14 protein-coding genes are annotated in these 13,283 nt (G+C 68.3%); all 14 read left to right on the top strand.

The features are described from left to right. Window positions 1-24: 24 nt before the first annotated feature. Complete coding sequence (gene flgF, locus EP757_RS08290; protein ID WP_127543606.1) at window positions 25-1,275, top strand: flagellar basal-body rod protein FlgF; 1,251 nt, start codon at window positions 25-27, stop codon at window positions 1,273-1,275. Between the two features lie 220 nt (window positions 1,276-1,495). Further along, window positions 1,496-1,777 carry a flagellar FlbD family protein gene (locus EP757_RS08285; protein WP_127543605.1) on the top strand — a complete coding sequence of 94 codons (282 nt, stop codon included), beginning with the start codon at window positions 1,496-1,498 and terminating at the stop codon, window positions 1,775-1,777. Beyond that, a complete protein-coding gene (locus EP757_RS08280; protein ID WP_127543604.1) occupies window positions 1,777-2,568 on the top strand; it encodes a flagellar motor protein in 792 nt (263 codons plus the stop codon). The genes EP757_RS08285 and EP757_RS08280 overlap by 1 nt, the downstream gene beginning before the upstream one ends. A 4-nt stretch (window positions 2,569-2,572) precedes the next feature. Continuing rightward, complete coding sequence (locus EP757_RS08275; protein ID WP_127543603.1) at window positions 2,573-3,571, top strand: flagellar motor protein MotB; 999 nt, start codon at window positions 2,573-2,575, stop codon at window positions 3,569-3,571. A gap of 16 nt (window positions 3,572-3,587) precedes the next feature. Beyond that, window positions 3,588-4,058: a flagellar basal body-associated FliL family protein gene (locus tag EP757_RS08270; protein WP_127543602.1), complete on the top strand. Its 471-nt coding sequence runs from the start codon at window positions 3,588-3,590 to the stop codon at window positions 4,056-4,058. A gap of 109 nt (window positions 4,059-4,167) precedes the next feature. Next, complete coding sequence (locus tag EP757_RS08265; protein WP_127543601.1) at window positions 4,168-5,136, top strand: flagellar motor switch protein FliM; 969 nt, start codon at window positions 4,168-4,170, stop codon at window positions 5,134-5,136. Then, window positions 5,133-5,885, top strand: a complete 753-nt coding sequence (gene fliN / locus EP757_RS08260; RefSeq protein WP_127543600.1) for a flagellar motor switch protein FliN — start codon at window positions 5,133-5,135, stop codon at window positions 5,883-5,885. Before EP757_RS08265 ends, fliN begins: the two co-directional genes overlap by 4 nt. An 11-nt stretch (window positions 5,886-5,896) precedes the next feature. Then, entirely contained in the window at window positions 5,897-6,322 is a 426-nt protein-coding gene (locus EP757_RS08255) for a flagellar biosynthetic protein FliO (RefSeq protein WP_127543599.1), read from the top strand. Continuing rightward, complete coding sequence (fliP, locus tag EP757_RS08250; protein ID WP_127543598.1) at window positions 6,319-7,218, top strand: flagellar type III secretion system pore protein FliP; 900 nt, start codon at window positions 6,319-6,321, stop codon at window positions 7,216-7,218. The genes EP757_RS08255 and fliP overlap by 4 nt, the downstream gene beginning before the upstream one ends. Window positions 7,219-7,222: 4 nt before the next feature. Continuing rightward, entirely contained in the window at window positions 7,223-7,987 is a 765-nt protein-coding gene (gene fliR / locus EP757_RS08245; protein WP_127543597.1) for a flagellar biosynthetic protein FliR, read from the top strand. Between the two features lies 1 nt (window position 7,988). Next, window positions 7,989-9,080 carry a flagellar biosynthesis protein FlhB gene (locus EP757_RS08240; protein WP_127543596.1) on the top strand — a complete coding sequence of 364 codons (1,092 nt, stop codon included), beginning with the start codon at window positions 7,989-7,991 and terminating at the stop codon, window positions 9,078-9,080. A gap of 207 nt (window positions 9,081-9,287) precedes the next feature. After that, window positions 9,288-11,342, top strand: coding sequence for a flagellar biosynthesis protein FlhA (gene flhA, locus EP757_RS08235; protein WP_127543595.1), 2,055 nt, complete (start codon window positions 9,288-9,290; stop codon window positions 11,340-11,342). Further along, on the top strand, window positions 11,332-13,038 hold the full coding sequence (locus EP757_RS08230) for a hypothetical protein (RefSeq protein WP_127543594.1): 1,707 nt from the start codon (window positions 11,332-11,334) through the stop codon (window positions 13,036-13,038). Before flhA ends, EP757_RS08230 begins: the two co-directional genes overlap by 11 nt. Next, the gene (locus EP757_RS08225; protein WP_127543593.1) at window positions 13,035-13,277 is read left to right on the top strand and encodes a hypothetical protein; all 243 of its coding nucleotides are present in this window, start codon (window positions 13,035-13,037) and stop codon (window positions 13,275-13,277) included. Before EP757_RS08230 ends, EP757_RS08225 begins: the two co-directional genes overlap by 4 nt. Window positions 13,278-13,283 lie beyond the last annotated feature (6 nt).

Raw genomic sequence — 13,283 nt, 5'->3', positions numbered from 1 at the left:
AGTCAAAGCAAAAGGACGGTTCCTATGCTGCGTTCTCTCTACTCCGGCATCAGCGGCCTCAACGCGCACCAGAAGATGATCGACGTCACCGGCAACAACATCGCGAACGTGAACACCGCCGGTTACAAGACGTCCTCGGTGCAGTTCCAGGACACGATGAGCCAGATGATGGGCGCCGCCGGTTCTCCGCAGAACGGCCAGGGCGGCACCAACGCCGCTCAGGTCGGCCTCGGTGTCCGAGTCGCCGGCATCACGCAGAACTTCAGCCAGGGTTCGGCCCAGACGACCGGCAAGTCCGGCGACATGATGATCCAGGGTGACGGCTTCTTCGTGACCCGCAGCGGCAACGAGACGCTCTACACCCGGGCCGGCTCGTTCAACTTCGACGCGAACGGCACGCTGGTCACCGCCACCGGTGAGCCGGTGCAGGGCTGGACCGCGGTGGACGGCAAGGTCAACGCGTCGTCGCAGCCCGGTGACATCCGGATGCCGCTCGGCGCCACGATCCCGCCGAAGGCCACCGGCACTGTCACGCTCAAGGGCAACCTGAGCAGCGACGACATCCCGGACGCCAACAACCCCGACAATTCGGGCCTCAATTACAAGACCACGATCCCGGTCAAGGTGTACGACGACCAGGGCGCCACGCACACCGTGACCGCCGAGTTCTCCCGTTCCGCGAACGCGGCCACCGCGACGCCGCCCACCTCGACCTGGGCGGTCACCCTGCTCGGTGAGGACGGCTCGACCATCGACGGTCCGACCGACCTGGAGTTCTCCGCTGGCAAGGCCGTGCTGACCAGCAGCGACGGCACGATGGATCTCGGTTCCTACAAGGTCGACCTGAGCGACGTCACGTCGTACTCCGGCCTGACCGACGCCCGGGTCTTCGACACCGACGGCCAGACGGCGGGTGCTCTCACGTCGCTCTCCTACACCGTCTCGGACACCGGCGAGATCGTCGGCGTCTACAGCAACGGCCTGAAGCAGACCCTCGGCCAGGTCGCCATGGCGACCTTCAAGAACGTCCAGGGCCTGGAGAAGGTGGGCAACTCGCAGTACCGCACGTCGGTGAACTCCGGGTACGCCCAGGTGGGCCAGCCCGGCAGCGCCGGCATGGGCCAGGTCATCTCCGGCGCGCTGGAGATGTCGAACGTCGACCTCGCGGCGGAGTTCACCAGCCTGATCGTCGCCCAGCGCGGCTTCCAAGCGAACTCGAAGATCATCACTACATCGGACGAGATCCTGCAGGAACTCGTCAGCATGAAGCGTTAATCAGCACTCGGCGGTGGCCGGGTCGGGCATCCGTGCCTGGCCCGGCCATTTTCTTTGCTGCCCTGGTTTCTTGCCGGCGAAGCCGTTTTATGGCTATCTGCCGGTTTTCGGACCGGGATAGAGGCCCGCTCGATCTCAATAGCAGGCAGCAACTGGCCGAAGAAGTAGGTGAAGGGCCACGGAGGGCCCCAACAGACGAGATGCCCCAGGGACGGAAGTCGTGATCCTCGTAACCCGTATCAACGGTTCCGTGTTCGCCTTGAATCCAGACCTCGTCGAGCGTGTCGATTGCACGCCCGACACGGTCGTGACCCTGGTGGACGGCACGAAGTACATCATCTCCGAATCCGTACCCGAGTTCATCGACTCGGTACGCCACTACCGCGCCTCGCTGATCGCCCAGGCGAGCCGCATGGAAACCGAACCCGCGGCCGGTGCCGAGTCTGCCGATGACGCCACCACCGCCGCCAAGGTGCTCCAGTTGCACCGGAAGGAACGCTGATGGACCTCGCTACCATCATCGGGATCATCGTCGGAATGGCGATCGTCTTCATCGTCCAGATCCTCGAAGGCGGACACGCCTCCTCCATCCTGCTGTGGCCTTCGATGCTGCTCGTGTTCGGCGGCGGCTTCTGCGCCGCCATGGCCGGTGGCGTGATGAAGGACGCCAAAGGAGTCGGCGCCTCGCTCCAGAAGGCCCTCACCGCGAAGGTCACCCCGCCCACGGAGCTGCTCGACAGCGTCGTCAAGCTGGCCGAGAGAGCCCGCCGGGAAGGTCTGCTGGCGCTCGAGGACGCGGTCAAGACGGTCGAGCATCCGTTCCTCAAACGGGGTCTCCAGCTCGCCATCGACGGCACCGACCCGGACGAGCTGCACGACATCCTGCATGCCGAGGTCGCGGCCAAGAAGAAGGCCGACAAGGCCAGCATGAAGATGTTCGAGACGATGGGCGGCTACTGCCCGACGATCGGCATCATCGGCACGGTCATGGGTCTTGTGCATGTTCTGGAGAACCTGAGCAACCCCGACACGCTGGGTCACTCGATCGCCGCCGCGTTCGTCGCGACCCTGTGGGGTGTGCTGAGCGCCAACCTCATGTGGCTTCCCATGGCGGCACGTCTCACCAGGCTGAGCGCCATCGAGGCGGAGGAGATGGAATTGGTCATCGACGGCGTCCTGGCCATCCAGGCCGGCTCGAACCCGCGTCTGGTCGCACAGAAGCTCCGCAGTCTGCTGCCGCCGGACGAGATGAAGAAGGCCGAAGCCGCCTCGTCGACGAAGAAGGCGGCCTGACCATATGAGCAGCGGCGGCGGCGGAGGCGGCAAGCGCAAGCCGAAGCACGAGGAGCACGAGGAACACGTCAACCACGAACGCTGGTTGGTTTCGTACGCGGACATGCTCACCCTGATGTTCGCGCTGTTCGTGGTGCTCTATTCGATGAGCAGCGTCGACCAGAAGAAGTTCGCCGAGTTGGCCGCGGGCCTCTCCGCCGGGTTCGGCGCCGACAGTGCGGCTTTCAGCGGGCAGTCGGCACCGCTCGACGGCGCCGCCAACACCGCCCAGGTGGTGCAGATCGACCCGGGCTCCAACCCCGGTGACGGCACCTCGGGCACCGAAGGCCTGAACCAGAAGCAGAAAGCCGCGGTCGAGGCGGCCATCAAAGCCGAGGACCGCAAGAGCGCCTCCGCGAACGCCGAGAAGGCGGCCAAGGAGGCCGAGGACCTCAAGAAGATCGAGAACAGGATCTCCGACGCCTTGTCGAAGGAGAAGTTACTCGGGAACGCCAAATTCACCATCGACTCGCGAGGCCTGATCGTCACCATCGTCACCAACGAGGTCGTCTTCGCCGGCAACCGGGCGGAGCTCAAGTCGGGTGGCAAGAAGATCCTCAACGCCATCGCACCGACGCTGACGAAACTGCCCAACAAGATCGAGGTGGATGGGCACACGAACCAGCTCAAGGCGCAGACGACCTTCTACCCGAGCGGCTGGGAGCTCTCCTCCGCCCGTGCGTCGACAGTGGTCCGGTTCTTCACGGAGCACGACATCTCGAAGAAGCGGCTCACCGCGGTGGGCTTCTCCGACACCAAGCCGCTGATCGATCCTTCCGATCCGCGGTCGATCACCCAGAACCGCCGAGTGGACGTCGTCGTCCTGACGACACTCACCGCCGACCAGGCGGCGTTGCTGCCCTCCGCGGCCGGCTCGGATTCGAAGCTGCACACCGGCCAGACCACGGCACAGGCGAAGGCTGAGGCCGCCGCCGAATCCGCCGGCTCCACCACCCACGACTGACGAGAGGGGTTCCGATATGGCCAAGGACGAGAAGGACGCGGCCGCCGAAGAGGCGCCGAAGAAGTCCAAGAAGATGTTGATCATCATCGTTGCCGTCGCGCTCGTCGTGCTCGTCGGTGGCGGCGCGGGCGCGTTCTTCATGCTCCGCGGCGACTCGGCCGAGGCCGAGGAGGAGGCCCCGGTCAAGGGCATCGTCACCGCCCTGGAGAACACGCTCACGCTGAACCTGGCCGACGGCCACTACCTCAAGCTGGGTTTCGCGATCCAGCAGACCGAGGAGGGCGGTGAGGAAGAGGTCGACATCAACGAGGCCCTCAACATCGCGATCGAGACCTACACCGGTCTCGAGGTCGCGGAGCTGTCCACCGAGAAGGGCCGCGACGCGGTGAAGGCGGAGTTCTTGGAGAAGCTCAAGAAGGCGTACACCACCGAGGAAGGCGTCGAGCAGGTCATGGACGTGTACTTCACGTCGTTCGTCACGCAGTAGCCGGCGGTTGATGGGCGGATTCCCGGTCGGGAATCCGCCCATCACGCATAAAAGGTGAAAAAGTGTCACCTCGGCTCAGCGGTTCCCGAAATGAGCCGATGAGGACGACGTGACCAAGTCGTCCTCCGCGGTCTCCGCCGCCCGCTCCCCCGGCAAGATCTCACGTCGCGGCCAAGGTGGAGGCCCGGCGCCGTACGACTTCCGCCGGCCGATCAAGCTCTCCCGCGAGCATGTCCGCACGCTGCAGATCGCGTTCGAGACCTACGCCCGGAGCTGCGGCACCCTGCTGACCACCCGGCTCCGGGCGGTCAGCAACTGCTCGCTGATATCGATCGAGCAGCTCAACTACGACGAGTACGTCGCCGCGCTCGCCAACCCCACGATCATCGCGGTGGTCACCCTCGACCCGCTGCCCGGCACGGTCCTGCTGGAGCTGGCGCAGTCCGCGGTGATGACAGCGATCGACCACATGCTCGGCGGTCCCGGCGGCACCCAGCCGGAGCGCCCGCTGACCGAGGTCGAGATGCCGCTGCTGCGCGGCCTGATCGAGCGGATGCTGGGCGAGCTGCGGTACGGCTTCGAGACGCTGGTGGACATCACGCCGCATCTCAAGGAGATCGAGTACAACGCGCAGTTCCTGCGGGCACACGCGCCCGGCGACGCCGTCGTGATCGCCTCGTTCGAGATGAAGATCGGCGCGGAGGAGTGCATCTCCACCCTCTGCCTGCCGTTCAACACCATCCTGCCGGTGCTGTCCCGTACCGAGACGATCGTGCTGAGCGCGGCCGAGCGGCAGGCCAAGGACCGCGCCCTGCGGAACCTCACGGCCGGACTTTCCGCTGCTCCGATCGACGTAGCAGTGCGATTCCAGCCCATTCGGATGCGTACCGATGACATCGTGGATCTACGCCCCGGGGATGTCGTGCCGCTCGGTCACGCGACCAGCAAGCCACTCGAGGTGACTGTCAACGAGATCGTCTTCGCTCATGCAGTTCCCGGTAACCAGGGCGCCCGGCTCGCGTGTCTCGTCGTGCCGCCGCCCAACGAGAGCCCGTCCAAGGAGTCTGGCCCCCAATGACAGCGCCCACCATGACCGCGCCGCAGCTGGCGCTAGCCCGGAACGCCGCCGAGGCCGCGCTGGCCGTCCTGCCCACCAGCCGGGCGCTCTACGCCGCGGACCCGGTCGTCCCCGACGCCTCGACGGTGATCGACGGTCAGGCGATCACCGCGCGTTTCACCGGCGCGGCCTCCGGTGAGGTCGTCGTGGTCGTCGGTCAGGATCTCGCGGACGCGCTGCGGGAGAGCCCGCTCGGCGAACTGGACCTGACCGCCGCGGTGCGGCCGGCCCTGGAGGCGGCGGCCCGGGTGTTCGGACCGGTGGTCCTCGACCCGGGCCAGCTCATGGAGCCCGAGGTCGCGCTCAGCGCGCTGGCCGCGAAGGACGGCGCCGTGGCGGTTCCGCTCCGCGACGACCAGGCGGTCGGCGCGGTGGTGGCCCTGGCGCTGAGCCAGTGGCCCGGCGACGACCCGTCCGGTGGCCTCACCCCGCAGCAGCCCCGGATGGCGGCGGTGCTCGGCGGCCGGGGCGGGCTGGACATGCTGCACGACGTCGAGATGGAGGTCTCGGCCGAGCTGGGCCGCACCCGGATGAGCGTGCGCGAGCTGCTCTCGCTCATCCCGGGCGCGATCGTCGAGCTGGACCGGGCCGCCGGCAGCCCCGCCGACCTGCTGGTCAACGGCCGGTTGATCGCCCGCGGCGAGGTCGTGGTCGTCGACGAGAACTTCGGCATCCGGATCACCGAGATCGTCGCTCCGGGCGCCGAGTAGGAGTCAGCACCTTGTTCCAGCTCTTGCTTCAGGTGGGCTTCACGCTCCTGGTCGTCCTGCTGCTGATGTGGGGGCTGGCCCGGGTGATCCGGCGGCCGATGGGCCTGCGCGGCAACGACGCGCTCTCGGTGCTCGGCAGCCAGCAGGTCGGCCGGGGCGCCGCGGTGGCAGTGGTGCGGGTCGCCGATCGGGCGCTCATCCTCGGCATCACCGACACCGAGGTCAGCCTGCTCGCCGAGCACGATCTCGACGCGTTCATCACCGACCCGTCCGAGGAGCACATCCCGGTCGACCTGGACGGCAGTGAGTTGCCCGGACGGCATCCGGCGGACGGCGGACGACTGCACGGCTCGGCGCTCTCGCCCCGGACCTGGATCTCGGCGGTGGACTTCCTGCGCGAGCGGACGGCCCGGCCCGAGCGGACTGCGAGGCGATGATGCGACGCGCGATCCTGTTCCTGATGGCCGTGGCCGGGCTGGCCCTGGTCGTGCTGCCGGCCGCCGCGATGGCCCATCGAACGGACACGGCCCCTGTCGTGGGAGCGGAACGCGCACTGCTGTCACCCGTACCCCAGGCTCTGGAAAGACCGCCTGCTCAAGGACCCGTCGCGCGGGCTCCGGCCCCACAGGCCCCGATGCCGCAGGCGCCCGCGACACCGACCGGGCCGAGCATCAACCTCAACATCAACGGTACGAACCCCGACGGGTCCAAACCCGCCTCGTCGCTGGTGATCGTCCTCGGCCTGACGGCGCTCTCGGTGGCCCCGGCCCTGCTGCTGCTCTGCACCTCGTTCACCAAGGTCTTCATGGTCCTCGGCATCACGCGCAACGCGCTCGGCCTGACCACCATGCCGCCCAACCAGGTGCTCGCCGGCCTGGCGCTGTTCCTGAGCCTGTTCATCATGGGCCCGACGATCTCCTCGATCAACGAGGTCGGCGTGCAGCCGTACTTGAAGGGCGACAAGACCCAGTCGCAGGCGTTCAACGACGGCATCGAGCCGCTGCGCGACTTCATGTCCTCGGTGACCAGCGACGACGAGCTGGCGCTGCTGATCCGGGTGTCCGGCGAGAAGAAGCCGGCGAACATCGACGACGTCCCGCTGACCACGCTGGTCCCGGCGTTCATCCTCTCCGAGCTGCGGGCCGCGTTCATCATCGGATTCGTCATCTTCATCCCGTTCCTGATCATCGACCTCGTGGTGTCCGCGTCACTGATGTCCCTGGGCATGATGATGCTGCCTCCGGTGACCGTGGCCCTCCCGTTCAAACTGCTGCTGTTCGTGCTGGTCAACGGGTGGGGTCTGATCATCACGGCGCTGGTCGGCTCGTACTGAGGTCATGAACTACGAAGTCGCCACCGCGGAGTTCCTGGCGATCATGCTGGGAACGGTACGAACCGGCGCGTGGATGATGGTCTGCCCGCCGTTCAACTCGCGGCTCATCCCCGGGCAGGTGAAGGCGCTGCTCTCGGTCGGCCTCACCCTGCCGATGGCGCCGTACCTGCGGGAGGACGTGCCGTCGCTGGACACCCAGGACCTGATCTTCAGTGCCGCGCTGCAGATCTTCATCGGCGCCACCCTCGGTTTCATCACGGCCATCCTGTTCGCCGCCATCCAGGCCGCCGGCGACCTGCTCGACCTCTTCGGCGGCCTGACGCTGGCCTCGGCCTACGACCCGATGTCGTTCAGTCAGAGCTCGATCTTCGGCCGCTTCTACAACCTGGTGGCGGTCACGCTGCTCTTCGCCAGCGACGGGCATCAACTGATCCTGCGCGGCTTCCTGCAGAGCTTCCGGACCATGCCGCTGGACGCCGGTTTCAACATGGAGACGTCCAGCCAGGTGCTGCTCAAAAGCGTGGCGGAGATGTTCCTGGCCGGCGTGCAGATCGCCGGGCCGCTGATCGCGGTGCTGTTCCTCGCCGACGTGGCGCTCGGTCTGCTGAACCGGGTCGCGCCGGCGCTCAACGCGTTCCAGCTCGGCTTCCCGGTCAAGATCTTCATGGTGGTGACCCTCTCCGGGCTCGCCATCACGATGCTGCCGAACATCCTGAACACGCTGGTCGACAAGGCGGTCAGCGCGGTCGTCCAGCTCGGCGGGGGGTGACATGTCCGGGGAGAAGACCGAACAACCGACAGCGCAGAAGCTGAAGAAGGCCAAGCAAGAGGGCCAGATGGGCAAGACGCCCGACCTGGGCGCCTGGTTCGGCATCCTGGCGGCCAGCATCATGCTGCCGCGCACCCTGAAGAAGGCCATGGAGCAGGCCGAGCAGCTGTTCCAGAAGATCCCGGACACCATTCAGAACCCGGACGCCGGCAAGGGGATCGCCATCCTCAAGGACGCGCTGATGGGCGCGGTCTGGGCGGTGCTGCCGCTCGCGCTCACGATGATGCTCGTGGGTGTGGCCGGCGCCGGCGCCCAGGGCGGCATCCGGGTGGCGACGAAGCTCTTCAAGCCGAAGTTCAACCGGCTCAACCCGCTGCCCGGCATCAAGCGGATGTTCGGCATGCAGTCGCTCTGGGAGCTGGTGAAGGCGGTGGTCAAGACGGGCGTGCTGGTCGGCGTCCTGTACATGACGATGAAGGACATCGTCCCGACGCTGATGCAGGCCGGTCAGTTGCCGCTCGCCTCCACCCTGGCGATCGTGAACGACGCCGCGATCTCGCTGATCCGGGCCGCCGCCGCGGCCGGCATCGTGATGGCCGCGGCCGACTACTTCGTGGTGAAGAAGCGCACGAACAAACAACTGCGGATGACCAAGGAAGAGGTCAAGCAGGAGTACAAGAACACCGAGGGTGACCCGCACGTCAAGGGCCAGATCCGGGCCCGGCAGATGGCGATGGCGCAGAGCCGGCAGATGGCCGACGTGCCGACCGCCGACGTCGTCGTGGTCAACCCGGTGCACGTGGCGGTCGCCCTCCGGTACGAGCCGGACAAGGGCGCGCCGCGGGTGGTGGCGATGGGCAAGGGCCCGGTCGCCGCGAAGATCCGGGACATCGCCACCGAGAACCGGGTGCCGATGGTCCAGGACGTCCCGCTGGCGCGATCGCTCTACGACAGCTGCGACATCGGCCAGGAGATCCCGACCGACTTCTTCGGCGCGGTGGCGAAGGTGCTGGCGTTCGTAATGAGCCTGAAGGCCAAGGGGTCGGCGGCCGGCCTGCATCAGATCCCGAACCCGTCCGGGGCCGTCGCGTGACCGGTGTGACCGGTGGGGCGCGACACGCCGGATAAGTGTTGCTTGACCGATGGGGATGCTGTGGCATAACCGAAATTTCGGGAAATTGCCTCACATTGGGGTCTGAGAGCAGGGAAGATCGGCAAGGAAGAGCGGTGCGTGGCGGTGCCATAGCGGCCCCAGTGAAAGGGCCTCGTCGCCCGTACTGCCCCATGCTCGGAAGGTGCCGTGAAGAAGCAGAGCATCAGCAAGTTCGCCGTACCCGTGGGGGTCGTCGGCATCATCATCATGATGGTCGTACCCCTGCCGACCTTCCTGCTGGACCTGTTCATCGCCGTGAACATCACGGTGGCCCTGCTGACGCTGCTCATCTCCATGTTCGTGCAGAAGCCGCTGGACTTCGCGGTCTTCCCGGCCCTGCTGCTGGTGCTGACCCTGTTCCGGCTGGCGCTCAACATCAGCGCCACCCGCCTGGTGCTCAGGGACGGCGACGCCGGCAAGGTGATCCACGCGTTCGGCAGCTTCGTCGTCGGTGGCAACCTCGTCATCGGCCTGGTCATCTTCTCGATCCTGGTGATCGTCCAGATGATCGTGGTGACGAAGGGTGCCGAGCGGGTCGCCGAGGTCGGCGCCCGGTTCACCCTCGACGCGATGCCCGGCAAGCAGATGGCGATCGACGCCGACCTCAACGCCGGCCTGATCGACGAGGCGGGCGCGAAGAAGCGCCGCGCCGAGGTGGCCGCCGAAGCCGAGTTCTACGGCGCCATGGACGGTGGTTCCAAGTTCGTCAAGGGTGACGCCGTCGCGGCCATCATCATCACGCTGATCAACCTGGTCGGCGGGTTCGCGATCGGCATCATGCAGGCCGGCATGGCGCCGGTCGACGCGATGAACCACTACAGCATGCTGAGCATCGGCGACGGCCTGGTCTCCCAGATCCCCGCGCTGCTGCTCTCGGTCGCCACCGGTCTGATCGTGACCCGATCGGCCACCTCCGGCGACATGGGCCAGACCGTCACCGCCCAACTGGGTCAGAACAAGCTGGCCCTGCGGATCGGCGGCGGCGCGGCGCTTGCCCTCTGCGTCATCCCGGGCCTGCCGAAACTGCCGTTCCTGCTGGTCGGAGGCGCGGTCCTGGCCCTCGCCCAGAGGGTGAAGGATCCGGAGCCGGAGCCCGATGCCGCCGCGGCGGCGGCCGCCGCGGAAGCGCCCGACCTGCCGTCGCCGGACTCGCCGGAACAACTGCTCGGCGAGATGCGGATCGACCCGCTGGAGCTGGCGCTCGCGCCGGACCTGGTCGACCTGGTCGATCAGAGCAGCGGCGACCTGCTGGACCGGGTACGCGCCCTGCGCCGCAAGATGGCGATGGAACTCGGCGTGATCATGCCGCCGGTCCGTACCCGGGACGACCTCGATCTGCCGCTGTCGTCGTACGCCATCCGGATCTCCGGTGTCGACGCCGGCACCGGTCAGGCGCCGCCGGGCGCGGTGCTCGCGATCGGCGAAGGCCTGCAGGCACTGCCCGGCCGGGCCGGTGTCGAGCCGGTCTTCGGGCTGGCCGGCAAGTGGGTGCCCGCCGAACTGCACTACCAGGCGGAGCTCTCCGGCGCGACGGTCGTGGACCGGGCCTCGGTGATCATCACGCACCTCGCCGAGATCGTCCGGACCAACGCGAGCCGGCTGCTCGGCCGCGAGGACGTCCGGGCGCTGACCGAGATGGTCAAACGGACCCACCCGGTCGTCGTCGAGGAGCTGACGCCGGGCCTGCTCAGCCTGGGCCAGATCCAGAAGGTGCTGCAGGCGATGCTCGACGAGGGTGTGCCGATCCGCGACCTGGTCCGGATCTTCGAGGCGCTCTCGCTGCGGGCCAAGCAGACGGTGGATCACGACAGCCTGGTCGAGGCGGCACGGAGCGCCCTCGGCCCGGCGATCGCGGCGCAGTACGCGTCGTCCGGCCGGCTCACCGTGATCACGCTCGACCCGATGCTCGAGCAGAGCCTGCTCGAGTCCCTGCGACCCAGCGAGACCGGCGCCTTCATGGCGATCGACGGCATGCGTGCCGAGGCGATCGTCAGCGAGGCCAGCCGGTTGGCTGAGGCCGCCGAGCAGCAGGGCCTCAACCCGGTCCTGGCCTGCTCCCCACAACTGCGGCTGCCACTGATGCGACTGCTGCGGGCCGGTTCCCGCCGAGTTCAGGTGCTGTCGTACAGCGAAATCTCTGGTTCCACCGCACAGATCGAGACGATAGGGGTGGTGAACGGTGCCTACGCGGGTGCTGCTTGAGGGACCGACCATCGAGCCGCTTCTGGCTCAGGTACGTGACGAGTACGGCTCCGGTGTGAAGATCATTTCCGCCGACAAGGTACGAAGCGGTGGTATCGGCGGCTTCTTCGCGAAGCAGCACTACGAGCTCTCCGTCGAGGTACCGGATGCGACCGAGGACAGTGATGACATGGCGCAACAGACCGTCGCCCAGAACGACACGAACAACTTCGAGCGGCTCCTGGAGCAGGCCGAATCCCAGGACCGGGTGATCACGGACCCGGGTCAGCCGCCGGAACTGCGCTCGCGTCAGGAGAGCCGCAGCGCCGCGTTCGGTGACACCGGCGCCGCCTTCGCCGACCTGATGGCCGGCATCGACGCGGCGAGCAACGCGGGCGGCGGCCGGGCGGGCAGCGGCAGTCCACCATCCCGCCCGATGGCGGCGCCGGCCCGGCCCCGGCAGACCGAGGCGCAGGAGGGGCCGCAGACGGTACGCCCGTTCCGCCCGTCCGCGGCCGGTGGCGCCGCGGTGAACCGTCCCCTGCCGGCCGCCCTGCCGACGGTGCCGAGCTTCCCGTCCCGGCCCGCGGCGGCCGCCAAGGAGCCGCCGCTGCCGCCGATGCCCGCCCACCCGCCGCAGCCCACGTCGGCACCGGTCTCGCCGGCCCACATGTCGGCCGCGCCGATGCCGCAGATGCCGGCCGGGATGCCCCAGATGCCGGCGGCGACGCCCCAGATGCCGGAGCCGGTCGCGCCGATCCGGACGGCGATGTCCGCGCAGGCCAGAGCCGCGACACCGGCGCCGACCCGGCCGTCCGAGCCGGCCGCGGTGCCGCCCCGCGCGGCGACGGCGGCGCCGTTCAGCCCGGCGCCCGCCCGTGCGGCCACCGAGGCGTACGCGGCCGAGGCCACGCTCGCTCCGGTGTCGCCGGCCGCGCCGCCCGCCGCTGCCGCCCCGCCGCCGGCGACGGCCGCCGTCCCGGCCGTCGCGCCGGTGTCGATCACGCAGTCCGGCGACCTCGATCCGGTGCAGCGCAACCTCGTGACGGTCGGCATGCCGGAGGAGATGGCCCGCAAGATCACCGGCGGTGACACGTATGCCGGCGTGCTCAGCGTCCTGGCCGCCCGTCCTTCCGCACCCGGCATCCCGGACGGGCCCGGCGAGATCCTGGTCCTGGCCGGCGAGGTGCACGCCACCATGCCGATCGCCAAGCATCTGCTGGAGCAGGTGCACGTCGACCAGAGCCACCTGCTGCTGGCCGGGCCGTCGACGGCCGGCACCGGGCTGCACTCGTCCCGGCTCATCTCCAGCCGCAGCGCGGCCGAGTCGCGGGCCGAGAAGCTGCAGAGCGCCGACCACTCGTGGGTCGTGGTGATCGACGCGCCGGTCGGTGGCACCGACCCGTTCTGGGTGAACGACATGTGCGACGCGCTCGGCGCCACGGCGCTCTGGGCCGTCGTCGACGCCACCCGCAAGACCGCGGACACCGCCCGCCACCTGCGCGGACTCGGTGACGTGGAGGCGCTCGTGGTGCACAGCGTGGAGCTCACCTCGGACCCGGCCTCGGTGCTCGGGCTGGACGTGCCGATCTTCTCGCTGGACGGTAAGCCCGCGACACCGCACGCCTGGGCCGCCATGCTCTGCGCCCGGATCGCGGCCGAGGTGATGCCGTCCGCCGCCACGCCACGCCGGGCGACTCGCGCCTCACGGCGATGATCCGTCCGTCGGTTCTGCTGTTCGCGCTGCTGATGACCGCGCCGGCCCTGTACCGCCTGCTCGTCGACCAGCTCGATCTGCTGCAGGTGCTGATCCGGTTCCTCATCGCCGTGCCGATCGCCGCCGTGCTCCTGGCCGGCGTGCGGTTCATCCTGGCGGGCTATCGGAAGAACCCGACGGACGGCACCGCAGTGACACCGGAACCGATCGACAATCCCACACCGGAGAAACCGGCCTGATCGATC

Origin of the sequence: Actinoplanes sp. OR16 (assembly GCF_004001265.1) — a bacterium.
Classification (GTDB): domain Bacteria; phylum Actinomycetota; class Actinomycetes; order Mycobacteriales; family Micromonosporaceae; genus Actinoplanes.
Note: the sequence above shows the minus strand (reverse complement) of the source record. Positions and strands in the feature narration are given on the sequence as shown.

Bases quoted from the DNA above. Each gene is read 5' to 3' on its own strand.
- flgF (WP_127543606.1), top strand. From the start codon at position 25: ATGCTGCGTTCTCTCTACTCCGGCATCAGCGGCCTCAACGCGCACCAG.
- EP757_RS08280 (WP_127543604.1), top strand. From the start codon at position 1,777: ATGGACCTCGCTACCATCATCGGGATCATCGTCGGAATGGCGATCGTC.
- EP757_RS08275 (WP_127543603.1), top strand. From the start codon at position 2,573: ATGAGCAGCGGCGGCGGCGGAGGCGGCAAGCGCAAGCCGAAGCACGAG.
- EP757_RS08270 (WP_127543602.1), top strand. From the start codon at position 3,588: ATGGCCAAGGACGAGAAGGACGCGGCCGCCGAAGAGGCGCCGAAGAAG.
- fliN (WP_127543600.1), top strand. From the start codon at position 5,133: ATGACAGCGCCCACCATGACCGCGCCGCAGCTGGCGCTAGCCCGGAAC.
- fliP (WP_127543598.1), top strand. From the start codon at position 6,319: ATGATGCGACGCGCGATCCTGTTCCTGATGGCCGTGGCCGGGCTGGCC.
- fliR (WP_127543597.1), top strand. From the start codon at position 7,223: ATGAACTACGAAGTCGCCACCGCGGAGTTCCTGGCGATCATGCTGGGA.
- EP757_RS08240 (WP_127543596.1), top strand. From the start codon at position 7,989: ATGTCCGGGGAGAAGACCGAACAACCGACAGCGCAGAAGCTGAAGAAG.
- EP757_RS08225 (WP_127543593.1), top strand. From the start codon at position 13,035: ATGATCCGTCCGTCGGTTCTGCTGTTCGCGCTGCTGATGACCGCGCCG.